The sequence below is a fragment of the Streptomyces sp. NBC_01142 genome (genome assembly GCF_026341125.1).
In the GTDB taxonomy this organism is placed as follows: Bacteria; Actinomycetota; Actinomycetes; order Streptomycetales; family Streptomycetaceae; genus Streptomyces.
Genome location: NZ_JAPEOR010000008.1, coordinates 17,177 through 42,475 on the forward strand (window position 1 = coordinate 17,177; position 25,299 = coordinate 42,475).

The 25,299-nt window shown below is 68.4% G+C and carries 25 protein-coding genes; 12 read left to right on the top strand and 13 right to left on the bottom strand.

The window, feature by feature from the left end:
* Positions 1-13 precede the first annotated feature (13 nt).
* The 9 genes from OG883_RS45410 to OG883_RS45450 form a co-directional block, all read right to left on the bottom strand.
* The gene (locus tag OG883_RS45410) at positions 14-604 is read right to left on the bottom strand and encodes a hypothetical protein (RefSeq protein WP_266554654.1); all 591 of its coding nucleotides are present in this window, start codon (positions 602-604) and stop codon (positions 14-16) included.
* Positions 597-1,004 carry a hypothetical protein gene (locus OG883_RS45415; protein WP_266554656.1) on the bottom strand — a complete coding sequence of 136 codons (408 nt, stop codon included), beginning with the start codon at positions 1,002-1,004 and terminating at the stop codon, positions 597-599. The genes OG883_RS45410 and OG883_RS45415 overlap by 8 nt, the downstream gene beginning before the upstream one ends.
* Positions 988-2,859: a type IV secretory system conjugative DNA transfer family protein gene (locus tag OG883_RS45420; RefSeq protein ID WP_266554658.1), complete on the bottom strand. Its 1,872-nt coding sequence runs from the start codon at positions 2,857-2,859 to the stop codon at positions 988-990. The genes OG883_RS45415 and OG883_RS45420 overlap by 17 nt, the downstream gene beginning before the upstream one ends.
* A gap of 157 nt (positions 2,860-3,016) precedes the next feature.
* Positions 3,017-4,375 carry an ATP/GTP-binding protein gene (locus OG883_RS45425; RefSeq protein ID WP_266554660.1) on the bottom strand — a complete coding sequence of 453 codons (1,359 nt, stop codon included), beginning with the start codon at positions 4,373-4,375 and terminating at the stop codon, positions 3,017-3,019.
* 6 nt (positions 4,376-4,381) lie between these two features.
* Positions 4,382-5,872, bottom strand: coding sequence for an SCO6880 family protein (locus tag OG883_RS45430; protein ID WP_266554662.1), 1,491 nt, complete (start codon positions 5,870-5,872; stop codon positions 4,382-4,384).
* Between the two features lie 45 nt (positions 5,873-5,917).
* A complete protein-coding gene (locus OG883_RS45435) occupies positions 5,918-7,183 on the bottom strand; it encodes a hypothetical protein (RefSeq protein WP_266554664.1) in 1,266 nt (421 codons plus the stop codon).
* Positions 7,184-7,185: 2 nt separating this feature from the next.
* Positions 7,186-7,590: a hypothetical protein gene (locus OG883_RS45440; protein WP_266554666.1), complete on the bottom strand. Its 405-nt coding sequence runs from the start codon at positions 7,588-7,590 to the stop codon at positions 7,186-7,188.
* The gene (locus tag OG883_RS45445) at positions 7,580-8,377 is read right to left on the bottom strand and encodes a hypothetical protein (protein ID WP_266554668.1); all 798 of its coding nucleotides are present in this window, start codon (positions 8,375-8,377) and stop codon (positions 7,580-7,582) included. Before OG883_RS45445 ends, OG883_RS45440 begins: the two co-directional genes overlap by 11 nt.
* A complete protein-coding gene (locus OG883_RS45450) occupies positions 8,377-8,700 on the bottom strand; it encodes a hypothetical protein (RefSeq protein WP_266554670.1) in 324 nt (107 codons plus the stop codon). The genes OG883_RS45445 and OG883_RS45450 overlap by 1 nt, the downstream gene beginning before the upstream one ends.
* Before the next feature lie 363 nt (positions 8,701-9,063).
* On the opposite strand from OG883_RS45450, the gene OG883_RS45455 reads away from it, so the two are divergent.
* From OG883_RS45455 to OG883_RS45465, 3 genes are all read left to right on the top strand, one after another.
* The gene (locus tag OG883_RS45455; RefSeq protein WP_266554672.1) at positions 9,064-10,155 is read left to right on the top strand and encodes a M23 family metallopeptidase; all 1,092 of its coding nucleotides are present in this window, start codon (positions 9,064-9,066) and stop codon (positions 10,153-10,155) included.
* Positions 10,156-10,203: 48 nt separating this feature from the next.
* Positions 10,204-10,914, top strand: coding sequence for a hypothetical protein (locus OG883_RS45460; protein WP_266554674.1), 711 nt, complete (start codon positions 10,204-10,206; stop codon positions 10,912-10,914).
* Between the two features lie 123 nt (positions 10,915-11,037).
* Positions 11,038-11,244 carry a hypothetical protein gene (locus OG883_RS45465; RefSeq protein WP_266554676.1) on the top strand — a complete coding sequence of 69 codons (207 nt, stop codon included), beginning with the start codon at positions 11,038-11,040 and terminating at the stop codon, positions 11,242-11,244.
* A 260-nt stretch (positions 11,245-11,504) separates the two neighbouring features.
* Here OG883_RS45465 and OG883_RS45470 read toward each other — a convergent pair whose 3' ends face one another.
* A complete protein-coding gene (locus tag OG883_RS45470) occupies positions 11,505-11,954 on the bottom strand; it encodes an RNase adapter RapZ (RefSeq protein ID WP_266554678.1) in 450 nt (149 codons plus the stop codon).
* 511 nt (positions 11,955-12,465) lie between these two features.
* On the opposite strand from OG883_RS45470, the gene OG883_RS45475 reads away from it, so the two are divergent.
* Genes OG883_RS45475 through OG883_RS45485 form a run of 3 tightly spaced genes read left to right on the top strand, consistent with a single transcriptional unit; the run spans position 12,466 to position 15,701 of the window.
* Entirely contained in the window at positions 12,466-12,831 is a 366-nt protein-coding gene (locus tag OG883_RS45475) for a hypothetical protein (protein WP_266554680.1), read from the top strand.
* Positions 12,828-14,498 carry a hypothetical protein gene (locus tag OG883_RS45480; RefSeq protein ID WP_266554682.1) on the top strand — a complete coding sequence of 557 codons (1,671 nt, stop codon included), beginning with the start codon at positions 12,828-12,830 and terminating at the stop codon, positions 14,496-14,498. Before OG883_RS45475 ends, OG883_RS45480 begins: the two co-directional genes overlap by 4 nt.
* A 30-nt stretch (positions 14,499-14,528) precedes the next feature.
* Complete coding sequence (locus OG883_RS45485) at positions 14,529-15,701, top strand: hypothetical protein (RefSeq protein ID WP_266554684.1); 1,173 nt, start codon at positions 14,529-14,531, stop codon at positions 15,699-15,701.
* 53 nt (positions 15,702-15,754) lie between these two features.
* On the opposite strand, the gene OG883_RS45490 is transcribed toward OG883_RS45485, so the two are convergent.
* Positions 15,755-17,794, bottom strand: a complete 2,040-nt coding sequence (locus OG883_RS45490) for a hypothetical protein (RefSeq protein WP_266554686.1) — start codon at positions 17,792-17,794, stop codon at positions 15,755-15,757.
* Positions 17,795-18,403: 609 nt separating this feature from the next.
* Here OG883_RS45490 and OG883_RS45495 point away from each other — a divergent pair.
* Together OG883_RS45495 and OG883_RS45500 are read left to right on the top strand one after the other, a co-directional pair.
* Positions 18,404-20,053: a hypothetical protein gene (locus tag OG883_RS45495; protein ID WP_266554688.1), complete on the top strand. Its 1,650-nt coding sequence runs from the start codon at positions 18,404-18,406 to the stop codon at positions 20,051-20,053.
* A gap of 2 nt (positions 20,054-20,055) precedes the next feature.
* Complete coding sequence (locus OG883_RS45500) at positions 20,056-20,682, top strand: transcriptional regulator (RefSeq protein WP_266554690.1); 627 nt, start codon at positions 20,056-20,058, stop codon at positions 20,680-20,682.
* 10 nt (positions 20,683-20,692) lie between these two features.
* Here the strand turns inward: OG883_RS45500 and OG883_RS45505 are convergent, their stop codons facing one another.
* The gene (locus OG883_RS45505; RefSeq protein WP_266554692.1) at positions 20,693-21,067 is read right to left on the bottom strand and encodes a hypothetical protein; all 375 of its coding nucleotides are present in this window, start codon (positions 21,065-21,067) and stop codon (positions 20,693-20,695) included.
* Between the two features lie 480 nt (positions 21,068-21,547).
* The gene (locus tag OG883_RS45510) at positions 21,548-21,832 is read right to left on the bottom strand and encodes a helix-turn-helix domain-containing protein (protein ID WP_266554693.1); all 285 of its coding nucleotides are present in this window, start codon (positions 21,830-21,832) and stop codon (positions 21,548-21,550) included.
* 129 nt (positions 21,833-21,961) lie between these two features.
* On the opposite strand from OG883_RS45510, the gene OG883_RS45515 reads away from it, so the two are divergent.
* From OG883_RS45515 to OG883_RS45530, 4 genes are all read left to right on the top strand, one after another.
* A complete protein-coding gene (locus tag OG883_RS45515; protein ID WP_266554695.1) occupies positions 21,962-22,375 on the top strand; it encodes a hypothetical protein in 414 nt (137 codons plus the stop codon).
* Positions 22,376-22,511: 136 nt separating this feature from the next.
* On the top strand, positions 22,512-23,219 hold the full coding sequence (locus tag OG883_RS45520) for a hypothetical protein (protein WP_266554699.1): 708 nt from the start codon (positions 22,512-22,514) through the stop codon (positions 23,217-23,219).
* A 57-nt stretch (positions 23,220-23,276) separates the two neighbouring features.
* Positions 23,277-24,491: a recombinase family protein gene (locus OG883_RS45525; protein ID WP_266554701.1), complete on the top strand. Its 1,215-nt coding sequence runs from the start codon at positions 23,277-23,279 to the stop codon at positions 24,489-24,491.
* Positions 24,488-24,895 carry a hypothetical protein gene (locus tag OG883_RS45530; RefSeq protein WP_266554703.1) on the top strand — a complete coding sequence of 136 codons (408 nt, stop codon included), beginning with the start codon at positions 24,488-24,490 and terminating at the stop codon, positions 24,893-24,895. Before OG883_RS45525 ends, OG883_RS45530 begins: the two co-directional genes overlap by 4 nt.
* Positions 24,896-25,299: the final 404 nt, after the last annotated feature.

The window sequence follows — 25,299 nt, forward strand, 5'->3', positions numbered from 1 at the left end:
ACGCCGGTGTCGGCTATGCGGCCTTGGGTTTGGCCGGTCCACCGTTGCTGCTGGTGGCGCCGGGTGGCCCGGCCTCGATGACCTTCTTGCGGTAGGCGGGGTCGGTGCCCCAGACGGTGCGCGACTTGGTCTGGTGGTAGCCGTTGGTGCACTCGCCGAGCCAGCTTCGGCCGATCCGTTCGATGCCGCGTGACCAGGCGTCATGCCACAGGTAGGGGCCGGCGGCCGCGTCCTCCTCGTTGCCGTAGGCCGATTCCCAGCCGGTCCACAGTGCGGTCAACTCGGCCACCACAGCGCCATGCTCCCACCAGCAGGCATGCGGGAGTTGCTCCGTGGTCAGCTCGTAGACGTCGGCCATCCGGATCACCCACGCGGTGAACTCCGCCCACAGCGCCTCGCGTTCGTCTTCCTTGACCTTGTGCCATGCGATGGGCGCGCCGCGGACGCGCGCGTTGTCGCTGCCGCCGTCCTCACCTGAGCCGGCCTGCTTGGCTCCACGGACGGCGGAGCCATCCTCTAGCTTCGCCAGGCGCGCGGCGAAGCCGGTGAGTTCGCCGTTGATGGACTCCAGCGCATCGAAGAGCGGCCCCAGTGGATCAGGCACGGGGCACCGCCTTTCGTACCCGGCGGCTTCGCGCCGCACGCACGGCGGCGTCCTCAAGTCGGGCCAGGCGCTTGGCGAAGCCGGTGAGTTCTTCGTTGATGGACACCAGGGCATCGAAGAGCGGTCCCAGCGGATCGCCGTCAACACGGTCAGGCTGCGCGGGGCTGGGGGAGCAGGCCTCTTCGAGACGGATTAGGCGGGTGTGGAACTCGCGCTGCTCGCTGTTGAGGGCCTCGAGAACGTCGAAGAGCGGACCGAGTGGATCCTCGCCCTCGTGGTGGGGTTGCGCGGGAGCGGATGAGGAGTTCTCCTCCGGGCGGACGATGCGCCGCGCGAGGCTGACCAGCCCTCCGCGCACGGACCGCAGGACGACCTTGGACCACTCAGCTGCTGGCGGCATGGCTGTTCACCTTCTTCAGGGCATCCTTGGTGGCCTCGCTGATCTCCTTGGCGCGGGGGCCTTCGTGGATCCGCTCGAACTTCACCCTTGTGACCGGGGTACGCCGGTGGACGACCAGGCCCTCGCGTTCCTTGATCTGCCGGATGTCGCCGGGCTCGAGCACCGCCCGGCGCCGGGTGGAGATGCTGATGGAGGCGCGGTCTCCGTCGTCACTGACCGACTCGGTGTCCTCCTCGAACTCGCCGGCGAGCTGGGAGTAGGTCTTCAGCTCCTGCTCGTCCGAGACGCCACCCAAAATGACCTTGATGGTGGCGGCGGCGAACATCTTGCGGACGCCCAACTCCCCCCACCTCTCGTGGGCCTGAGCCAAGTTCTGCAACACCGCGACCATGAAAATGTTCTGCGAGCCGGAGACGGACATCAGGCTGGGGATCTGCGGCAGAGGAGCCACGTTGGCGAGCTCGTCGCCGAGCAGGGCGAGCGGCGGGTCCAACCGCCCGTTGGGCATCCGGGCCGCGATCACCTTGGCGGTGTCGAGGATGGCCCGCGAGAAGGCCGCCAGGATAGGCGCCAGGCTGGAGCCCTCGTCTTCCTCGCCGATGAGGAAGACGGTGCCGCCCTCGGTGAGCCACTTCGTGATGGAGAAGTTCTTCTCGTCGCGGGCGGACTCGCCGAAGATCGCGGCGACCTTCTGGTCGTACAGGGCGAGGATGCTCTGCTCGGCGGTGCGCCAGCTCGCCGACCGCTCCTCGGGCGCTGCGGCGTGCTGGGCGGCCAGGGCACGGGCGAGGTTCTCCTGGCCATGGGCGGCCAGGATGTCCACCGGTTGCCGCTCGGTGGGGGCGGTGGCCCAGCGCAGGATGTCCATGCCGCTCAGCCCGTCGAGCGCGGCTGCGTGCAGCCAGCACGTCATGAGCATCTGGGCGTTCATGACAAAATATCCGCCGTTTTTGGTCCCTTCATCCGATTTCGCGGTGCCGGTGAGGGTTTCGGCGCGCTTGCGGGCAACGGTGAAGTCCTCGCAGCCGTCCGTGAGGGCCCACTGCAGCTGCAGCGGCCAGTTGGACAGGCCCGTCGGGTCGAGCACCATCACGGGCCCGTACTTCTCGCGGCTCTTGGCGGTCGCGTACAGCACGTCGGTCTTGGAGGAGGTGGCCAGCACACTGCCGGGGAAGTCCAGGATCCACGGCATGATCAACTGTGACGTCTTGCCCTCACGGGGAGGGGCGACGATCAGAACGGTCTCCTCGAACGGGATATACAACTTCACGCCGGTCGGGATGGCGGTGCCGCAGAACACGGCGACCTCGGTCACCGGCACGTCGGTCACCTTCGGAGGCGCGCTGGAGCGCCACGGCAGCGCCCGGCCGGGGCTGGCCGCCTTGTCGAGGGAGGGCCGCGGTGTGGCCAGGCTCGGGCGCAGCGCGCCGAGCCGGGACAGGGCCTTGGCCTCGCCCATGGCTTCTTCCAGCTGGCCGGTGGTGGCCAGTCCGTCGGTGCCCTCGTCGCGCGTTGTACGCCAGCGCCGCCACCCGGCCCGGGCTCCCCAGCAGGTGCCGACCGCCGTAGCGAGGAAGGGCGGATAGAAAGCAAACGGCCCGCCCACCCCGGCCCCGGCCGGGTAGGCGTCCTGCGGGTGCAGCGGATCGGAGACCAGGGCGGGGATGGCGGCCGCCGTCTCGTTCCACGACACCATGGCGGGCGAGGCGTGTGCGAGCAGACCGGAGAGGACGGCAGCCACCCAGGTCCAGAGGGTGAGAGCAACTGCGGTGATGCACAGGGCGATCCACCAGGCGTCCTTGTAGACGTGCAGGCGGTTGCCCGAGTGCGGGGTGACGACCTTGGCCACTACCATGCACCCCCACCCGTGGAAATCGGGCCACGGTCGGCCGGCCGACCGGACGTGAGCAGCACCCCGGCGCAGGCGCCGCGGCGGGGACGGCCCGAAGGCCGGGTGGACAGGAGAGCGGCGGGCCGGGACGGCGTGCGATCGGCGAGGTTCAAGGAGGTCATCAGGCTGCGCTCTTTCGCATCGAGATGAGCGGTGCCGCGGTCGCCTGGCTGCCGGAACTGGCCTCGGTCATCTTGCGGTTGGTGTTGGTCAGCTCCGACTCAGTGGCACTGCGGATGTGCTCCACCAGGTGCATCCGGTTGCCCACCTGCCACACGGCCCGCCCCGGAGAGCAGCGGCTTGCGCCGTCGACCAGCGCCTCGCGCGCCCAGTCGGGCAGTTGCAGGTAGTCCGCCGTGATGTCGGCCTCGGCCTTGTCCATGTGGTAGAGCACCCTGGTAGCGGTGAGCTTCAAGATGGCCGCGGCCTCGGGCGCCTCGTCGACCATCAGGTCGCCGAGGTGGTGCAGGATCGCCCAGAACGACAGACCAAGTCGCCGCCCATACCGGACGAATTCCTCAAACAGCCTGGCCACGGGGCGGTGGGAAAGGATGTGCCAGGCCTCTTCGACGATCAGCGTTCGCTTGATGCTGTCCCCGGTCTTGATCCACGCGTAGCGCAGCCACGGGCCGAGCACACTCATCAGCAGCGGCATGGCCTCGCCTTCACGCGGCAACCGCGTGAGGTCGAAGACGATCAGCCGCGCATCCAGGTCGATGCCGGGCGTGGTGGGGCCGTTGAACAACCCGGCCAGATCCCGTGTGGGGCTGCACAGTTGGTCCATCGCCAGGCTGGCCGGCTGGCCCCACTCGACCATGTCCTCGGCGCCGACCTGGCGCCGGCCGAGCATGGCCGGCTCGGGGTTGGTCAGCGCATCGTGAATGTCGGACAGAACCGCGACCCGCTCCTCGGCCACGGCCCGGACCTGCGCGGTCGCGTGGGCGACCGAGAGGGCGAACTCGCTCTCGCTGCTCAGCGGCCCGCCGATGATCTCGACCATCGAGCAGAGGATCTTGAACTGGTACTGCGAGGGAATCCGGGGGTCCAGCGGGTTGAGCCGCACTCCCTCGCCGTCCTCACCGCCGTACACCAGGCGGACTGGGGTGACGCCCAGGGCCCGCGCGATGCTGTCCCACTCGCCGACGCCGTCCTCGCCCTGCGCGTCCAGGATGCAGAACGAGCGGTCCCTGAAGCGCAACTGCCGCAGCACATAGCACTTTTCGAGCGACGATTTACCGAACCCGGACTTGCCCAGCACGAGGGCGTGACCGCTGGGGAGGCGCTCGCGGGCAGAGGGGTCGTAGAGGACGAACGGGTCGTAAATGTAGGCTTTTCCTGAGTAGATCTCCCGGCCGATGATCACGCCCCTCGGATCCGAGGACGGGGCGCCGACCGCGGGGTACAGCCCGGACGCCGTGGCGGTGGTGGTGCGCAGTGCGCGCCGTCTGGTCTGGGACTGGCGGCGTACGAGTTCGAGCATGGCGCCTCAGTCCTTCAACAGTCCGGTGACCATGGGCAAGGTGTTCGTGAACGCGCGGTACTGCTCGGAGTCGCACCACTCCAGCGCCAACTGGCTCTTGACCGCGGCCGCCCGCACCGTGTTGCGGTGCTGGACGAGCAACTCGGGATCGGGCGCGGTGACGGTGACCCACCCGGTCAGGCGCACCCCCGCCGCACCGTTGGCCAGGTCATGCATGGTGGACGCGGACGCCCCCAGCTCACGCTCCTCACGCGGGTCGACGATCTTCCCGGGATGGTTGTCGGCCTGGCCCGCCTCGTTGGTGACGTCCGCCATGGCGTCCTCCAGGGCCTTGTCGGCCGGCAGCAACCGCATCGTCACCCCGACCGTCAAGATCACATCGCTGACGTAAAGCAGCAGCGGAGCCATGAAGTTGACGCCGACAGGCAGAACCGGAAATTGCTTGATCCACGCGGTACTCGTGTACCAGGGATCGGCGCCCTCCCAGCTGCGGGCGGCCATGCGGGTGGGCTCCCGGCCGTCCATCTCGGCGGGCCAGCAGCTCGCGCGGTCCATGCCCCGGGTGTCGTTGATCCAGTGGTCGGGCGCATAGGTGTGGTGGATCAGCGAGGCGAGCGCGGGCTCGTCCAGGTTGCGCACCCATCGCAGCTGCGCGCCGCCCAGCCCCCGGATGAACTGCTCGACCTCCTTGCCCAACACCTCGCCGTACCCGTCGTGCAGGGTCTTGTAGGTCAGGGCCTCGGCACTCAGCTCCTGGGTGTAGGGGATGCCCAGCACCAGGAACAGCCGCCGGTCCTCGGCGTAGACCGAGACCATGTCGACCAACTGGTCGTAGGAGTCGCTCAGCCAGGACGGCGCTGCCGGATCCCGCCGCGCGGCGGCATCGTGCGCGTGGGCGTTGGGGTCGGTGGGCAGCAGCCGCGCCAGCCACTGCACGTACTGGATGCGCCCGCCGCTCTCTGCAGTCTCCTTGAGCAGGTACTCGTAGGCGGAGATCAGCGCTTCCTTGTCCGCGCCGTCGAGCCCGCCGAAGTTCTTGGCGCCCTCGACCTCGATGCAGGTCACGAACATGCCCTCGCTGGGTTGGAGCAGGACGGCGATGTCCCCGTACGCGGTCTTGGCCGTGATCCATTCCAGCGACTCCGGCACGCCCACCGGCTGGGCCACCGGCACTGGCGTGCCGTCCCTGCGGCGCCCGGAGAGCGGGGCTGTCGACTTGTACAGGAGCTTGCCGTCGCGCAGCAGCCGGCGGTGGGAGCGGCGGATCTCGTACCAGCGAAGGAAGGTGCGGCCCTTGTAGGGAACCATCGTGACCCAGATGCACGTCCCGGCCGCACCGAGGCATCCGAGGATCTTCAGGGGGATCCCGGGCAGGGCGGCCAGCAGGCCGACGGCCAGGATGATGCCGCCGAGCAGGACCAGCTGCTCGTCCATTTCGAAGCGCCGCCCCAGCAGACCGCGTGGACGCGGTCGGGGGAAGCTGAAGACGCGGTCCATCGCGACTCCTTTCTCAATGCGTGATGGATGGGGTGAGAGCTGCCGCTAGCTCGCGGGCGGCTGGGGCGGGGGAGCGGGGGCCGGAGGCGGGGGAGCCTGGCCGCCCTGCCTCGGCGGCGGCGGGGGAGCGCCTCCCGGCTTGGATCCGGGCGCGCCCGACCGCGGAGGCGGCGCGGGAGCCGGCCGTCGGGCTCCGCCCGGGACACCGCTGCCTCCGCCGCCGGAGCCGCCGCGGCCGCCACCGCGCGGACTGCCGCCCGCCCCGCCGGGGGCCTTGCCCTTGCCGGAGCCGCCCCCCTGCTGACCGCCGCCCTGCTGACCGCCACCGCCACCGCCACCGCCGTCGCCGGAGGCGTTGTTGGCGCCGTCCTTCGCAGCCTGGATGGTCTGGTCGCGGGCCTGATCGAGGCCTTCCTTGACGGCCATCGCCGCAGCCGCAGGCGGTGCGGCCTTGCTGGCCGCGCCGACGGCGCCGCCGCCCGCACCGCCGGACGGGTTCTTGGACGCGGCCTGCGTCTTCATGTCGTCCTGCTTGGCCTTTACGGATTTGGCACGCTGGCCGGCCTCGTCCTTGATCTGGGACATGGCCTGCATCTCGTCACCGACGATGGGCAGCCACTTCGCGATCTGGAAGGGCATGAACAGGGCGATGAACAGCAGGGCCATGAAGGTGATGCAGGTACCGATGGCCTGCGGCAAGGTGATGCGGTCGCCGCTGTCGGCGACGCCGTCCAGGAGGGCGCCCGCCAGGGCGAGGGCGAGGTAGATTCCCAGCTTGCTCGCGATGATCCCGCCCATGATCCCGACCCATTTACGGGTATGGCCCCACAAGTCCTTATCGACGAGACCGGAGAAGACCAGTGGGCCGAAGATGAGCCCGAGCAGGATCAGCGCGTTGCGCACGACCAGCATGACCCAGAGGCCGAACACCGCCGTCAGGACCATCAAGGAGATCGGGATGGCGATGACCACCCCGACCCCGGGCAACAGAACGGAAATGGCAGCCAGAGCGGTGAAGATGACCATTCCACCGACGAATACCTCGGCGATGTAGTCACCGAGAATCGCCTCTGCCGCACTGTCGATGAAATCAACTGTGGTCGCCACAGCAGCCGGCATGAATCCCGCCACCACCACGGACATCAGCAGGTAGCCGACGTTCTCCATGGCGGCCTGTCCCAAGGGCACACCCCGGACCGCTCGCTTCACCACCGATATCAGCCACTGAACCATGGTGAAGACAACCGAGAGGGCGAAGATGAGACCGTACAGGCGAATAAACCCTGGGTTTCCCCAGTCGATTTCCATCATGACTAGTCCCCCTTGCCCTTCTTGACCGGCCCGAGCTTCTTGCCGTTCTTCGGCGCGGCAGGCTTCTTGCCGGTGAGCTCCTCGCCGAAGGCGCCGAACATGCCCTTGGTTCCGGACCGGAGCTTCTGTTCCAGGTAGCCGAGCGGGTCACTGGCGAAGTCGATGGCCTCGCTCACACCCTCAACAACGGAATCGGCACCCGACTTGTCGTACAGCCACTTGGCGCCCTCCTCCGCCTTCTTGCAGACCGTCTTTCCGCCCGGCGCATTGCACGGATTGAGCCAGCCGGGAACGCCAACACCCGCGTGAGCCTGGGGGGCTGCTGGTCCGGCCACAACAATGGAGGCGGCGAACACGGCGGCGACGAGCCCTTGCGCCATGCGCCGCCGCACGAAATCAGCCTGCATAGCGGGGCGCCCCGAATTCCTTGTTGGCCAGGCGCATGTCTTCGGTCGACGACGCCGACTGGTCAGGCGCGACCAGCGGGGTGGGGCCGTCCGCCAGGTCGATCGTCGCGACCTTCCAGTCTCCGTCCCACTGAAGGATCAGCGTGTAGGTCGACCACGTGCCCGAGACGGGCATCTTCGACTGCTCAGTGGGGACCCCGACGACCTCGCTCATCCAGACCTTGACCGTCGCCGTGTCCTCAGAGAAGGAGCGCACGCTGGTGCCGAGCGACGCGGCGCGCATCACCATGTCCGGAGCCGTCTGCTCGGTCACCCCTAGCGACGCCAACAGCCCCTTGGCCATCTGGTCGTCCTGCGCCTGCTGGCTGCTCAGCGCAGTGGACGTCATCACCGTCTTGAGCACCTGGTGACGCAGCGCCTGGTCAGTGAAGTACCCCGGCGAGGAGCGAGCGACCTGGTAGTTGACCGCGGCCGCCGCAGCACCGTCCTTGGTGCGCGGATACCCCACGGGGACACCGCCCTTGACGGACTTCGCCTTGGCGCCGGGCCCGCTGCCGCCGGCCTGAGAGGTGGGCGTGGAGTCGGCAGGAGCCTCTGGTCTCCCCTGGTCGCTTCCGCCACCACCGCCGCCGAACAGGGTCAGCGCCACCCCGAGCACGAGGACGACGCCGAAGATGATCGCGCCGATCTTCACCCTGCGCCACGGGGATTCCATCCCGGTCCCGGGAGTCTCCGACGCCTTGGCCGTCAGACTCCGCGTGCCGGTCTGCTTCTGGTTCCCGGCCATCAGATTCCAAACCCGTAGACGATGCCGAAGAGCGTTGACATGGAGGCGACTGCGAACAGGCCAAGAAGGGAGCTGCCGACCATCGTCTGCCCCTTCTTTGTCTCCATCGAGTTGTGCTGCTGATTTCCGACACGGATATGAACAGCGCCGACGATGGCGCTCCCGAGCAGGAAGAGAACGGCACCGGCCATGACCACGCCGACGATGATCTTCGCCTTGGTCCCGATGGCGCCAAATACCGCCCAGTCGGGCTTAATCCCGTTTGTGATGGTGCCGATGCCGCCGTCTGCAGCGAGCTGCACCACTTGCTGTGTTACCTGCACGAATCCCTCCCAGGCTGCGAAAGCCTGCCCCAGCCCGTGTGGCGGACCTGGACAATCGGTCGTCGACAGCGAGAAATTCGAGCGTCACGCCGAATAATCCCCAGCCGAATATAGGGAGGCGGCTAAAACACCTCCCCCGCAGATGCGTTGGCGCATCCGCAATTCAATGCCTTAGAATTCAGCGCGAGTTGTCGATTCCCTGCTGCTTTCACTCGGCGCAGACGCTAGCCGCGCAGTGCGCGGCTATGTAGTGGCGCATTCGCAGCCCTGGGACGCCCGGCTAAACGGGCTCACCCCATGGCACGGGAATTGCGGTTTCCGTCCCTCGTGGCGGGATGCGCATCGACGACTGGGGATCGAGATATGAGCACAGCCATACGCGTTGCCGGGGGTGGGATCGCGGCGATGTGCATTGGAGCGCTCTGCCTGCCGTTGATGCTGGGCGGAGGCAAGCCGGACGACGGACCGGACTGGGAGGACTCCTGCACACCCAGCAGCTCGGCCGTGCAGGTGGCCAGTAAGGAACAGGAGATACCGGCCGCAGAGGCCGGCGGACAGGTCACGGTGCCCCTGAACCCTCAGGGCAAGCAGCAGAGCGTCAACTGGACGGAGGAGCAGAAGCGCAACGCGAGCGTGATCACTAACGTCGCGCGCAGCCGCGGCCTCCCGCCCCGCGCGGCGGTCATCGGTGTCGCCACCGCGATCCAGGAGTCGATGCTCAAGAACATCCGGCACGGAGACCGCGACTCCCAGGGCCTCTTCCAGCAGCGCCCCTCACAGGGCTGGGGCACTGTCGCGCAGGTCACCGACCCGATCCACGCGAGCAACTCCTTCTTCGAGCGCCTGGCCAAGGTTGGCAAATGGCAGACCAAGCCGCTCACCCAGGCCGCCCAGAACGTCCAGCGCTCCGGTTTCCCCGACGCGTACGCGAAGTGGGAGAAGACAGCCGGTGAGCTCGTGGTCAAGAGCTGGGGCAAGAAGGCCGTGCTCTCCACCACCTCCGGGTGCGACGCCGTCGAGAACGCCGCCAACTCCACCGGCGCCAAGGGTGGGTGGGGGCTGCCCGTGGAGAACTCCCGCGTCACCACCCCCTACAAGGCCGGCGGTGGCATGTGGTCCTCCGGCAGCCACACCGGCATCGACTTCCCCGTCGCCACCGGCACCAAGGTCCAGGCCGTCGGCACCGGCGCCGTCGTCGAAGCCGGATGGGGCGGCGCGTACGGCAACAACGTCGTCATCAAGATGAGTGACGGCAAATACACCCAGTACGGACATCTCTCGAAAGTCACCGTCAGCAAGGGCCAAACCGTCAAGGCCCGCCAGCAGATCGGCATCTCCGGTGCCACCGGCAACACGTCCGGCCCGCACCTGCACTTCGAAGCCCGCACAGGCCCCGCGTACGGATCCGACATAGACCCCGTCGCCTATCTCCGCAGCCACGGACTCTCGCTCTGACCACCTGAAGGAGGAGTGCCCGCGACACCATGCCGCGGGCCGCACACCATGAACACCAGCACGCGCTACCAGGTCCACATCAGCCGCGACGGCCAGCTCCACATCGACAACGAGCCGCAGGTCGTCCCCGCCGGAGTCGACCCCTCCCAGGTCGTCGTCCAAGTCCTCCACATCGAGGCCGCCGGCAGCGGCCTGCCAGTCCTCGTCCAGGTCCGGGACGAGCGCAGCAACGCCCACTTCGACATGCAGGTCATGCCCGACGGCACCACCCAGGCCGCAGGAACCCCGCCCGCGGTTCCCCAGCCGGCGCCAGCCGAGACGGGCCAGCAGAAGGGCAGCCTCTTCGACCGGCTCGCCGCTGCCCAGGCCGTCGGCCGCGCCCACGACTTCGACACGGCCATCGCGGCCGCCGACGACATCCTGCAGCAGCTCACCGCCGAACAGGGCGACACGGCCTCCGGGACCCTCGAGGCCGCCCAGTTCCGGACCGACCTTGCCTACCTGAGCGGCGAGTACGCCTTCGCCACCGCCTCATGGATATGGCTCGCCCTCGCCTGGTTCGACCGCCTGGGGCCGGGCAAGCGGCGCACCCAGGTGGCGGCCCAGAACGCCGCCCAGGCCTGGATGCACCTACCCCCGCACGAGGCCGGCCCACTGGCCTCCGACCTCGTCAACATGCTCTTGGAAGTGGCCGCCCCTGAGCGCACCGCAACCATGCGCGCCCAGATCGCCGAGCGGCTCGGACAACTCAACAACTAAGGGAAAGTCAAGGCCCGTCGGGCCTTGACAACCTAGCAACATCATCAGACTGCTACAGTCTTCTGTCGCGAGCACAACAACCCCAACGTGCGCAAGAGCTTCGACGGCAGAGGAGGCAGGACCATGCGGCGCCTGACGGTGTTCTTCCAGGGTGTCTTCGCTCTCGGCTTCGTCATCATGATGCTGGTGAGCGGCCTGATGCTCCTCGCTCACGATGGCCTCAGCGTCGAGCTGACCCAGTCTCTCGGGCTGCTCGCCCTGTTCCTCGGGTTGCTCCTGGTCACCGAGCGCCTTTCAACCGGGCGCTGGTCCAGGTGGTCGCGCCGCTGAGACCGCCCCAGGGCGACGCTCCAGGCTTCAGGCCAGGCCAACCGTCAACCTCGGCGCGCGACAACTGCACCAAACTGGCCGGTACGTAGGCACGCGCGAAGCCCCGTTCGCCGGGCGGGGCTTCGCCATTGCGGCAGTTCTGTTTCAGGACGCCCGTCTCGAGTCGGCGGCGAGGGGGAACCCGGCCTCTGTCCTGACCTCCCGATCGTGGCGCTCTGTGTGTGACCGCAGGCGGGAGGCGGACCGAGGCGAGTTCATGGTCAGTGGGTGCGGCTGCCGAGAGATTCGAGGATGGGCTGATCGATGTGCCGGTGCTCGGTCTCGACGCCGTAGCCGACGGCGCGTAGCCGTACGGCGAGTTCCTCGGCGACGACGACCGACCGGTGCCGGCCGCCGCCGCACAGGACATGGATGTCGACGCGGTGCTGGCCGGGCAGAGCCAGGAGCGCCAACGCCCGGGTGAAGCTGCGTTCGATGAGCCGGCCTGCGCCAGGGGTGGCCAGGACGTAGTCGCGTACGTGGGGATCGAGGCCGTTGGCGTGCAGCATCCGCGCCCGGACGGCGGGATCCTCTGGGGGGCTGCGCAGCGGGCGGGCATCGACGCGGAGTGCGTTGCCGCGCGGAGCGTCCTGGTGGCCGTCACCATAGCTGGTGATGACGGTCCGGATCAGGGCAGGAACGGGCTGGGTGCGCAAGTCAGCGGGAGGCATGGGCAGAGTCTCGGGGCCATGCATGGGTGAGGGGAAGAAGAAACGCGATGTTGCATGTTGCCTCTTCATCGCTGCTGGTCAGCGAGCACCTGTCCAGGCAACCAGGCTGAGCAACTCTGCGACAGCCTCTGGCGGGTCGACGGCCCGTCCCTTGCTGGACGGTGGTGCCGGAACAAAAAGAGAGACCAGCCATACCTGCCCGTGAAGGCGCAAGATTCCGAATGCTCAACTCGTCGGATGAGCTTGTGAGATGGCTGGTCTCGCATCTAGTTAAGCACACCTTCCGTGCCGGCCGTCAAACCACAGGCCCGCAACCCCCTCGCGATCCGCCCCTGCCGACGCCATTCCGTACGCCTGGCGAGCCCGATTCCCGCCGGATGGGACGCAGAACGAAGATTCCGCGCCCATCGCACTCACCCCTTGGACCGCAGCCCGTTTTCGGCTTGTTGACCGGTGGATCACGACGCAGCCTGCCAGGAGTCCACTGTCCTCGTCCGAAACGGAGCCGACCATGGCCGAGCCCGGCAACACCACGGTCACCTGGGCCGAACGCATGGAGCTCCTCAAGGACTCGGCGCAGCAGCGGGTCCTGAACGCGCCGATGCCCATCGCGGCGATGGAGCAACTCCTCGCGGATGGGAAGGCTGACGCTCTCGGGCGGTTCGAGGGCAGCCCGGTGCGCTACATGGACCGTTGGTGGGGGGCAAACGAACTGGGCTGGGTGGCTCTCGACGAATCCGCCTCCGCCCAACTCGACCTCCATGCCGAGCGCTACCGGGCCGCGACCGCGGCCACCGCACCCGCAGTCGCACCTCCCGCGGTGGACGCCGAGCTCGCCGAAGTGCCGCCTGCCCGGCCCGAAGCGGGGGCCGCGTGAACAACGATCAGTATGGGGCGCCGCAGCACGAGCTAAATGTCCTCAGCAGCCTGCTGCGCGACAGCTCCGCGGTAAACCAACTCGTCGACTGGAACCGTCCGGACCCCCAGTACTGGCTCACGCCCGACCACTTCAAGAGCGAATGGATCGGCGCCGCTTACACGGCACTTCTGTCCGGCGGACTCAATGACATCGAGCAGCGCTTGCGGGCCTTTCCCAACGCCGATCCCGCGACGGTCACAGCGGATGCCGTCATGGCCAGAATGGCGGTCCCCTACCAACAGCGTGCTGCGGTGGGCGACCCCAGCGCGCAGGCGGCACTGGACGACTCGGCGTACTGGGCGGCCGTCCACAACGCCGTCCGCGAAATGGCACAGCCCAGCTGGCCGGCCAACACGGAGCACGCACGGCACGACGCCTACGTCACCACCCTCGCAGCTCAGCACCCCTCCACTGTCGAGAACGTCCCCTTCGAGTTGTCCCGCGGACGTGGCAACGACAGCGACGCGCTGATGAAGGAACTGGCGGTCATCGGAGCTGTCCTCAACAACCCGGACCGAGCTCAGCAGTTCTGGTACACCCCGTCGTCTCCCGACGCATCGCCCTACTGGCTCCAACCCCAGGATTTCGGCGACCCCTCGACTGCCGAGATCTGGGATGCGCTGGTCACCGGGCCCGACCCCGCGATCGCACTTCCCGCAGCCAGAGACCCCCAGCTCACGCCGGAGCAGCGAGCCACGGCGATGATCCAGCACATCACCACGCGGCTGGTCTACAACGACTACCACCGCTCCACCGGCGACCCGGCGGCCAAGGCACGCATAGACGCTAATGCCAACCAGATCATCGCGACCTACCTCGCTCGCGCGAGCACTCCGGACTACAGCCCCAACCCCGACAACGCCGCCGAGTACGCGGTCACCTTCATCCTCGAGCCGAGCATTCCCGCCGCCGTCGAGGACCTGGCAGGACGCGTCCGCGACTACGGACTGTCCGATGCCTCCCTGGGCCGGGTCGCGCTCGAACTCAGCACCAACGAATACGCCCTGGACCAACTCGCCGAGCGCCTCGATGCTGCGCCCCGCACCCTCGCCGGCTACAGCACACCCGACCAGACCGCCGAGCCCGCACCCGAACAGAGCGAGGGACCGAGCTACACCTCCCAGCTAACCGAGCGCCGCGTGCTGATCTCGCTCATGCAGAATCCAGGCCAGCTGCACAGGGACGGCCCCACCCGGTCCCTGGCCGAACAGGACTTCACACAACCCGAGCACCGGTACCTCTTCAAGGCCATCCAGTCACTGCCACCGAATGCCGCCCAGGACCCCTGGCTCCTGACCAAGCAGGCGCACCAACTAGCCCGATTTGACGGCGCCCCACCACTGAAATTTCAGGAGCTCAACAGCATCGACTACGCCGCCCGCACGCTCCGAGTGCCCGAGGCCGACCAGGGGGCTGGCCACCTTGTCACCATGACGGTCCGCCGCACCGCACGCGACGCCAGCACCGCCGTCCAAGCGGCCGCACAGAAGACGCTCGACCCCCGCGCGCTCATCGACCAGAGCCGCCAGCAGTTCCAGCAAGCAACCCGCGAGGCGCTCCGCTACCACGAGCAGTCCGTCCCGGAGCCCACCCCTTGCGGCGCGCAACAGGCGAACGTCGCGTGATCGGGGCGGCCACACCCAAGGGAGCCCCCCGTGGCTGCTGACGAGCCTGATGGGCGGCGGCCGGGCGGTGACGCCGCCCGGCCGCCCGGAGACAACGTCCAGAACGCCATCGAGTGGTTCACCACGGACCGCTCTCGCACCCGCCAGACCATCGAGTATCCCGACGGCCCGGTGGCGCCAGGGCAACTCCTCGACTCAGCCCGCTTCGACGTACAGGTCAACCGTCTCCTGGACGGCGAACCAGCCGAACAGGCCCAGAGCCTCGTGCGCGCCCAGGCCGAGTGGCTCATCCGGTGGATGCCGCGCGACCACACCCCGCTGTCCCTCGACAGCGCGCAACAGGCCGGCCGGGCCTGGGGAATCCTGATCACCTCCGACACCGAGGCCCTGCCGGACCAGGACGTGCTGACCGAGGTTGCCGCGCGGACCGGGATCTCCTGGCGCGCCGCGGACGCGATCCGCAGCCAGGCCCAAAGCACCAGTGCCGCCTACAACCGAGCCGACCTCCTCTTCCCGTACGACAACGCCACGGAGGAAGTCCTCATCGGCGACTGGAACCGGCTCGCCGCCTGCGGCCCCGAACTCGCGGAGGCCGCCGAGCGGGCCCAGGACGTCCTGGAACTGCTCACCGCCCGGGTCACCGGCGCCGAAGACCACGACTGGATGGTCGCCGCGGCGCAGCACGCCGCGCAGGTCTACGCCAGCGTCATCCGCGCGCAGCCGCTCCTGGCCTCCGTCTCCGCGGTGATCCCCAGCCGGGACCAACCCGACGCCGAAGGCGACCAGGCCCGCCTCGTCGAGCTCGACCAGCAAGGCCACCTCACCGCCGCCGCCACCGCGGCCGCCCGGGCGCGGGCCGTGCAGGAATGGGCGAACCCAGATAGCGCGGCCGCACCGGACCGGACCAGAACAGTAGAAGCTGCTGCTCCCGGGACGCGCACTCTGCTCCACCTGAACGAGACGCTTGCCGCGCTCGATCCGGTCCACGGCCCGTCCGCCTTCACCGCACTGGACCCGCAGCGTGTCGCCCAGGTCGTCGAGGCGATCGGCCAGCTGTCGACCAAGATGAGCACGGTCCTGCGCACGGCCAGCACGCTGCCCGCGACGACAGGAGAGCGGCCCACCCCGCAACGCCCTCAGCACCAGCATCCGCCCAACCCTGGCCAGAGCCCCGGCGGCAGCACACCCAGGGCCGCGCCCTGAGCGGCTGAACGACCCACCAGGTCCGTGCAGCAGTGGCGGGTGGCGGTGCGCTCCTATCCGACTGCCTGGCCCGCGAGCAGATTCGCCACTACCAGCGCCAGGCGGTTGCCGGCGGCTGCGGCCGGGCCGGAGGGGCGTGACAGCTGGTGCAGGTCGATCCGCAGGTCGGTGAGCTCGGGCAAGTCCGGGAAGACGGTGAGGGTGGCGATGCCCTCGGTGCGAAGGGCGTCGCGGACGGCGGCGAGCTGGTGCTGCTCGTGGTCGAGGTCGTCGTCGATGTGCGCGATCGTCAGCGCGATGGGGATGGTGCCGAGACCGCGGAGATGGGCCCGCAGAAACCGCGCCGCCTCGGCCGGGTCGGCGGGCTGGATGTTCTCTTCGAGCAGGTGCCGCCAGGGGGTGAGGGAGGCGCTGCGGGTGCGGGCGTCGGCGGCTGCCCACCGTGGGTGGTGTTCCTGCCATGCCCGCTCGTCCCACCGGTCGATGGCGAGCTCGGCGGACTCGCTCAGGACTTTCTGGACGACGGTGTTGTCCTCGGTGGTGCCCGGGGGCGGTCCGGGCATCTGGAGGTTGCGGTTGTGCGCGATCCACACGGCGGCCACGCCGGCCCAGGTGTGGGGGTGGCGGCGGGATCCTTCGGGGGTGAGGAAGACCAGGAATTGCTCGCGCCAGGTGCCCAGGAGCTGTTCGTCGACGTCCTCGGGCAGGGCGAGCGTGTCGTCCTCGCTGTCGTCTTCGTCCTCGCCCTCGGGGTTTTGGACGAAGTCGTCCCACCAGGCGTTCGTGTCCTCGGGGTTGGTGGCGTCGTAGACGTCTGGGTTGCCGTCCGAGGAACGGTCCCAGAAGTAGAGCTCGAACATCTCGTCCAGGAAGTGGAGCAGCCGGGAGTGTTCGTCGCCGACTCTGGCGCGGGCGGCGAGGTAGCAGGTGTTGAGCCAGTCCCACATCTGTACCCAGTCCGGTCGCCGGTCGAGGACCTCGGTGGTCCCCCACACCTCGCGGTCGAGGTCGGTCAGGACGACGGCCGCGTCCGCGTGGTCGACCAGGTGCCGCAACTGGAAGGTGGATCCGGCGTCGATGACCACCGTGTCGTAGGCGCGGGCAGCCTTGTCGAGCAGGACGCGGGCGCGCTCCTCGCCGGGAGGCAGGATCATGCCGCGCAGCGTGCCGGGGGAGGGAAGGCCGGGCAGCAGGTCGTACCACTCCCCGGGGCGCGGTGCCGCTTCGCCGAGGAGCCTGTGGAGACCGTTGGGGGTGTCGGCGCCGAGCAGTGCGACGCGCGCGCCGGTGCGGGCCAGGGCGCCGGACAGGGTGAGCGCGGCGGTGGTGCAGCCGAGTCCCGCCTGGCCGGCGGAGGTCGTCACCGCGACGATGCCGTGTGCGGGACCACCCGCCGGGCCGACAGCTCGCGCGGCGATGCGGCGGGGCTTGGGTCCATCCAGTTGTCCTAGCTCGGGCGCGGACCAGGTCCAGTCCGGCATCCGGCCGGTGTAGAGACCGGCACGGCGCAGGGCCCGGCTCCACAGGGCCGCTTCCGCGGTCTGCAGGGTGCGGGCGAGCTCGTCCCAGGCCTGCTGTTCGCCGGGCTGCGGGGTCCGCGCGGACCACAGCGGTTCCATGCCTGCGGACTGGATGTGGGCCTCGGCCTGTTTCAGGGCGGTGGGCCGGGCGCGCAGCGTGAGGTGGGCGGGGTGGCCGGGGCGGGCCAGCAGCAACGTATCGGTGCGGCTGGGGTGCGGGCGGGCCCGCAGTCCTGCGACGCCGGCGATCCCGTCTGGGGTGCGGACCGGCAGGATGCGGCCCAGCAGTCGCGTCAGATGGTCGGGGTGTGGCCAGAGCACGAGCGTGTCGACGTCCGGGGAGACACCCCGCAGCCCGAAGAAGGTGCCTGCGGTGTCGTCGGAGGAGACCTGCGGGTGGGGTCGGGCAAGCGCGCGTACGACGGCGGCTTCGAGGAGCTGCTGCGCGGGGTCGGTGGCGTCGGGTACGAGTCCGAAGTACAGACCCCGGGCCTGGTAGAAGGCGTGGGCTGCCTGGCGTGGTTCGCCGGTGTACTGCTGGCGTAGCAGGATGTTGTTGCTGTCCCTGGACATAGGGCATCCGTTCCGCGGCACGACTCCCCGGACCGGCGCGCCGGCAGACGCAGTGATGGCCGTGCAACTGACGTGACGATTCGTCTCTTCCCGCCGCTGATGCACCTGTGGGTCCGGGCCACCTGGTGCGGACGGAGGCAGCAGTCTCTGCCCGGGGGACACCATAGCGCTCGCCTCGGAGCGGTCGTGCCGTTTCGGCCGACCGGCACCCGCCGTGCGACGCGACGGCTTCGGCCCGGGCCTTCGTGGTGGTGAGGTCTTGGCATGCGGCCCACACAGGGCGTGTTCGCATGTCCTCCGCGGGAGCGGCGGGCGGGCTCCAGGCCGCGCGGGGCGGAGTTGGAGTGGAGCAGGCCGTGGTGTCCTCCCCCTCTTCATCAGCGACGCCCCGATGAGGGAGCAGCCGAAGGCGCCGGGTGGAACCCGGACATGGTGGGGGCCGCTGCACAAGCACGAGCGGGTGAACTGCGTCGTCGACACCGCCTGCGGGCCCTCCGCTCGTTGTGCCCTCGCGGTGAGCTACCAGGCAAAGCGCTGCCACACGGCCAAAGAATTGCCTTCAGTGCAAGTGAGTTGCGTTGAAGGCAACTCACTCGGTAGGGTGGCCGCATGCCGAAGACCCTGGAGACACCAAAGAGCACTCTGGAGATCCTGCGAGGATCCGTAGAGGCCCTGCTCACCGTCGCCGGCCAGAAGCAGAACCAACTGGCCGACGGCATTGGCCTGCCCAACTACGCCGTCAGTCGCCGCCAGTCGGGCCGTTCGCCGTGGGGCTTCGACGAAGCTGACGCGATCGCCCTGCACTTCGGCATTCCGACGCTCACGCTCCTCGCCGGAGCGGAGACCGCCTGCGAGGCCTACGCGAGCAGTCGGGGAAGCACGGTGACGGAGCTCGTCGCCGCCCCCAAGGGGACGCCGAGGACGGCCGGTGCGGGGCCAGCCGCCCCCGCACCGGCCTCAACCGAGTCGAAGAGCGGCGATCCCGCGTCCCACGCAGACGACGACGTCACCGAGCTGCCTACCCCGGCTGCCTGCGTGCTGTGCGGGCGCCCGGCCGCGACCGCGCTCGAAGGGTTTCCGCAGCATGTCTCCGCCGACGACTGCGAAGCAGCCAAGAGGGCCGCCCAGGCGCAGACACCGACGACCGAAGTCCAGGCGGAACCCGCGAGGCACGATCCCGCCCCCTCCCCGACCGGCACCACGCAGGAGCCCCCGCGGTCGCGCCCCTTCCGAGCAGGGCAGGTGGCCCGGCCGCGACAGGAGCGCAGTGACACCAAGGACGCGGGCGTGGCATTCCTGCGGAACAACATCGAACACGCCCTGCAGGAGCACAACGGCGACCTCGAGGCGGCACAGGCCTTCCTGATCCGCAAGGCCATCCCCCACGCGATGGACCTGCTCGACATCACCCGCAAGGGCGGCCGCTACGACGTGGTGCAATTCCCGTGGCTGCCGGAGATCCTCAACAAGCCGACCAAGGACAAGCCCGATCAGATCTGGGAAGCCCGCCCCAAGTGGAGCCGCGCATGGGACAGCCTGCCGCCCGGCATCCACACCGTCGACGAACTGGACATCAACGGCGCCTACCTGAGTGCCCTCAAGACGCACCTTCCGCTCGGTGAACTCGTCCACAGCGAAGGCCACATCGACACCATCAAAGAGAAGAGGTCCGGCTTCCATCTGGTCACACCGGGGGAGTGGAGGCACGCGCATCTGCCCAACCCGCTGGGCGAACGCGAGGAGGATGGCCGGCTGTGGATCGGGGAACCCACCTTGCGCCAGCTGAACCGGGCGGCCTCCGAGAAGTACGGCCGACTGTGTGCTCCTCCGGAGATCCACGAGTCCTGGACGAGTGGAAGCACCGAACACCTCCTGGAGTACGTGCGCGTCGCTCTCACCGAGGTGCGGGCCGAGGCGATCGCCAAGGACGACATCGTGGCCCGGGAGTACGTCAAGGCGATGTACTCGAAACTGGTGTCAACCATGGGTGACTCGAACTTCAACCGAGACCTGCACCGACCGGACTGGATGCACATCATCCGCTCAGCCGCGTTCTCCAACCTCTGGGAGAAAGCGTTCAAGGCGCACGCCGCCGGTCTGCACGTCGTTAGGGTCAGTGGCACCGACGAGCTCCACGTAATCGGCGACTGGCGCGCAGCCGTCGGGGCAGGGGGCCGTCGCATCTTCCCCGAAGGACGAGGCGTGACAGAGGTCAAACTCAAGAACCAGCGGACGATCACGATCGACTCGGAGGCGTAGCGGTGCCCGGAAGGCATATCAACTTCAGCCAGTACGGCGCGACCGGCGTGCGCAGCAGCATCGCTGCTGCGCACGTCCTGGACACCCTCGCGGGCGGCATCACCTCCCCTGTGACCACGCGCCGCGGCCTCACCGCGCGTCTGCGCTACATGACCCGCTCCGCCCACGCCCGCAGCGTCATGGTCAGCGAAGGCCTCGACCCGAGCCCCACGACCCTCTCGAAGTGGCTGGACGGAACTCAGGAGCCCAAGCCGGCCAACCTTGACCTGATTGACCAGACGTACCGGCGGATGCGCCGCCACAACGTGGCCCGCTACCTCCTCCAGCGGCTCCATGCCGGCGGCGGCACCCGGGTGGAGATCCACCCGGCCGACGACTCGTCCGTCCAGGAGCGATACCGGCGCCCCGACAAGAGGATGCGCAAATTCACTCTCAGGCGCTGGGAGCGCATCGTCGCCGCATGGGCCGACGGAGCCTGGGAGAAGGGCAACGAGGAGCCGCTGCACGACATCTGGTGCCAGATGCTCAGTGATGAGCTTGGCTCGGACTGGGGCGCCTACGAGTACTGCAAGTCACTCGGATTCAACGCTGACACCCGGTCGGCCGCCACCGAAAGCCGCAACCGGTAGGCGCTACCTCCTAACCGCCGAAGGATCCCGCGCCATGCTCCTCACCCGCATCAGCGCCCACTGGACTGCCCGGCAGCTCGACACCCAGATACCGGACCAGTTGGGGGGCGCGCTCGCCGACCTCGGCCTCAGCGACCCGATGCCGGACACTGTCCGCCATGCCTTCGTCCGGCCCCAATGGCACTTCCGCCTGGTCTACCGCGCCACGGCGGTGATCCTCGAGTGTGCGGCCGCGCACCGGGAGCACGCGAAAAGCGGCACCGTAGACCTTGAACCTCTCCTCCACGTCAGCCGCCGGGCGTGCGACGACATCAATCGAGCGCACTGGATGCGCGGCACGATCCCCTTCGACCGGCGCCACCGCATCAACGCCGTACGCGCCCACACTCGCCGCGTCGTCAACCGAGTCCAGTGGGCTGAGAGAAGTCTGGACGCCCGACCCAGCCGCCAACCTGCCCGTCCACGCCCGCCGTTGGCTCACCATCGCCGACCGATACGTGGACTGCCGGATCGGCGCGCTCCTCGACGATGTCGAGTGGTCGGCGCCGCGCCGTACGTAGGTGCCCGCCTCTTCCCCGGCCTACGCGAACCTCGCCAGGACGCCGGACAAACTCAACTGAAATCGGAGGAAGCTCTCTACAGGAGCGGATTCACGCTGGGCAAAGCAGTCGCCCCTGAACATCGCGCGTACCTTCCGAGCAGCGAGGGCGGGTTCGATACTGAGTTTGAGACGAGGCGGTCGAGGTCGATGACCCGCTTCACCTGATACGCCCGTTCGGCATCAGCACCCATACCGCGATGCGGTACATCAACGCGGCTCACCCCTCGCGCACCACAAAGGTGGCCCGGCCCCCGGTAGGCCGCGCTACGAATGAGGTTCCGGATCTGCCGGCAGAATGACCAGACCGCGGAACAGTTCCGCCACATCCACTTCCAGGGCGTCGGCCAGGGCAAAGATCTTGTCCAGCGAGATGTTGTTCTTCCCGTTCTCGACGTTCACGTAGAAGGCCCGGTCCACCCCCGCCTCCGCGGCAACGCTGGCCTGCGTGCGTTTGGCCCTGGTGCGGAGTTGCCGTAGCCGCAGCCCGAACGCCCGACGGCGGGCCACAACGTCGGGAGTGGAAGCGGAGGCGGTTGACGCATTCGGCATGACCACACCGTATCCGAGCTCCCAAATGTTGCATATATTCAACACATTGATGTAGAGTATATGCAACATTTGTTAGTCGCTCCGCGCATGGCTGCCAGGAGCGAGAGACAAGGACCAGGAGAACTGACCATGGAAATCAGCGAGCTCACCTCCGCCGCTTCGGAAGCCCTCCAATACCGTGAATCCACAGGCAAGGCCGTCACCTCTGTCACGGTCGAGCCGAGCAGGGACACCTCCGGCTGGATCAGCTACGAGGGCACCGCCCTCGTTACCCACCACGACGGCGAGACCCAGACCCTCAACATCCGCGACACCAGGCTCTCCGCCGCCCTGGAGCAGCACGCGAACGACGAAGCCGAACTTGGGTCCGTGCCAACCGTGGTCATCCCGATCCCGCTCCCCGCGGTCACCCCGAACAGCCGGGTCCGCTGTGAGGAGCACCCCGGAGTGCACATCGAGACCGTCGCGTGCCGGTGGCCGCACAACGTCCACGCCGACGGGACGGAGCCACAGGTGGGCCACCCCTACCGCGCTACCGACTAACCACCCACGCTGCGCACCGTCAGGGCCGAGGGCGACAGCCTTCCACCCTCGGCCCTGACGGTGCGCACGACCGCCCCAGCCCATCCGCTACCTGGCACCCGCATCCGGGCGCACCCGTCGACAAGGAGTAAGACCCATGTCCCAGCCCGCAATTCTGGATTTCACCGCTGGCTCTCTCGCCCGTCACCTGGCCCGCCACGACATGCCCGGCCAGCGCTCGAAGACCGCCATTACCCAGCTCCGTCGGCGTCGCGCCGCACTAAACCCGGCCCTCGCTCCGGTCCCGCCGGTCAAGGAGCGGGCCAAGGCCCGGTTCCTCGCCGACGCGGTCGCCGAGATCGTCCGGCGCGGCGGAGAGACCCACATCGAGGGGGAGAACCGTGCGACGCCGTTACTCGTCGTGGAGCGCACGGACGAAATCGCCCTGATCCGCGCGTCCGGGTGGCGTTGGTACGGCAAGCGCGTCAAGCCGCGGTACGTCGACCTGGCGTACCTGTACGGGAAGGACGACGCCAGCCCGTGGGCCGTTCGCGTATCGGGCACCGTCACGTCCGTGGCCGAGGGCCTGACCTGGCTCACGCCCGCCGCCGTGGTGAAGGCCGAAGCCGCGGGGCGGCGCGTGCGCAGGCAGGGGGACGTCTATGCGATCGAGACCACCGCCCGGCGGGACGGCCGCGGCGTTCTGCCCGAGGCTCATGAATGGCGTCCCGCAACCCGCCGCATGGTCCACCGGCCCGCCGACGGACGCAGGCACCGGCCGCTGACGCTTCCCTGGCCGGTCGAGTTCGTCACGCAGCGCACCATCGCCATGGGGCGCAGCAACGGATGGGCCGAGGGCGACTGATCAAGACCCGCTCTCCCCAACGACCGCCCGGCCGAACTCGCAACCCACAGGAATGTCATGCGCTCATCATTCGGACCACCCCTCGATCTCACTGACCTGCCGAACTTCAGTCAGACGGACATGCGTCCCCGCCGCCCGGTATTCGTCGGTCGTGTCTCCACTAAGGACAACCAGAACCCCGCCTCGTCCCTCCCGCGGCAAGTGGCCCTCGCCTCCGAACGCCTGGAGGTGGGCGAGAAGTTTGCCGCGTACTTCTGGGACGTGGAATCCGGAATGCTTCCCCCGGAGCTACGAGGCCTCGGGTCGCAGGAGATGTACGACGCGCTCGCCGTTCCTATCCCTCGGGACGGCGGACTCCAGGACCTGGTGGACCGAGCCGAGCAACTGAGCGTCACACACGTCCTGGCGGAGCGGTCCGACCGTGTGGCACGCGCCATGCTGACCAGCCTCACCGTGGAGCACGAGCTGGAGCGAATCGGGGTGGAGGTGGTGTACGCCAATGAGCCGGTCGGCGGCACCGAGTCTGGGAGGCTGCGCACCCGCCGGTACAGCCAGGTCGACGCGGAGATCTACAGGACGACGCTGATGGAGATGTCGATGGGCGGGCAGATCCAGCACGCCATCAACGGCTGGAATCACGGCTACCCGCCCTACCCCTACACCACGGTGATCGACCTGAACGCCCCGGTGCGGGAGAAGGGACGGTTCGGCGCGGAGCGGCCGAAGCGGAAGCTTGTTCCGCATGCCGACCCCCGCCGGTTCGACGCAGCCTGGGAACTGTGCCGCCTGCGACGGGAGGAGCATCTGAAGGCCGCGGACATCATCACGATCCTGTCTTCGGATCCCGACCGGTACCCGATCGAGGGCCGGTGGACGCACAGCCTGGTAGAGGGTCTGATCGCGAACCCCAAGTTGACCGGATACCAGGTGTACAACCGGAAGTCGCCCCGCACCGGCCGAGACGGATACTCCAAACTGAACCCGGTCTCGAAGTGGGTGTGGTCGCCAGAGATCGTGCACAAGCCGGTGGTCAGCTTGCAGGAGTGGAAGCAGGCCCAGGAGGTCACCGCAGGACTCCGCGCAGGGTCGGAGGAAGGCCCACTGCTGCGCATCCGCGCTGCGGCCCGTCAGCTGGGGCTCACCGTCACTGCGGTCCGCAGCAGCGGAACACACACGCTGTACCGGATCGGAGGTCGGCAGGTGGCCTTGCCTACCCCCATCCCGGACATGGTCGTGCAGCAGGTAATCGACGACATGGGGAGTGCCACGTGAGCGAGACCATCGAATGCCGGGCCAGCAGGCGCGGGAGGGCCTGGGTGGTGAACATCCCCGAGCACGGGGTGTATGGGCACGGGCGGACGCTGAAAGCGGCGCGCGAAAACACTAGGCAGGGGCTCGAACTCGTCGGCGTGGCCGCAGAGATCACGATCATCCCGATGACGCCGGAGCTGGAGAAGTTGCGGTCCGTCGAGGACGCCTACACGGCAGCCCTGAACGAAGCGGTAGCTGCCCTTGCTCTGCGGCGGACAACGTTGCGTGACATCGCCCTGGCGACAAGAGTGCCGACCACGCGAGTGAAGCAGCTCCTTGCCGAGAGCGCGAAGGACTCGACTCCTCCTGCAGATTCCCACTGCGGCCCGTCGGCGCCGGCCGCGCAGGGGTCGCTGACAACCTAGCCGTGCCGGGCGGCGTCAGTACCGTCCGGCACCTGGTCTCACCGTTGGCCATCGATAAAAGGAGCGTGTAGGCCGCGTACTTCTACCTGAGCTGCACCAACCCGATGACAGGGTGGCACCTGTAGCAAGCGGTACGCGGAGACGCGGTACATCCCACGGCAGCCGCGCGAAGACCGGCCCCGGAACATGGAGTAGCAAGTCCCGCGCGGCGTAAAGCCGGTGGAGGTCACCACGGTTGCCAGTCCGCGCCGAAGTTGCCGCTCGATCTGCGGCTTGGTGCTCCGGCGGCTGGCGGGGTCCGTGACGTTGGCGGTTCGTGCCTGCTGCCAACACGACATGAGGCAACACAGCGTATGTCCACAGAGCTTCGTTACATATTCCGGCTGGGTAAGAACCAGCGTGAG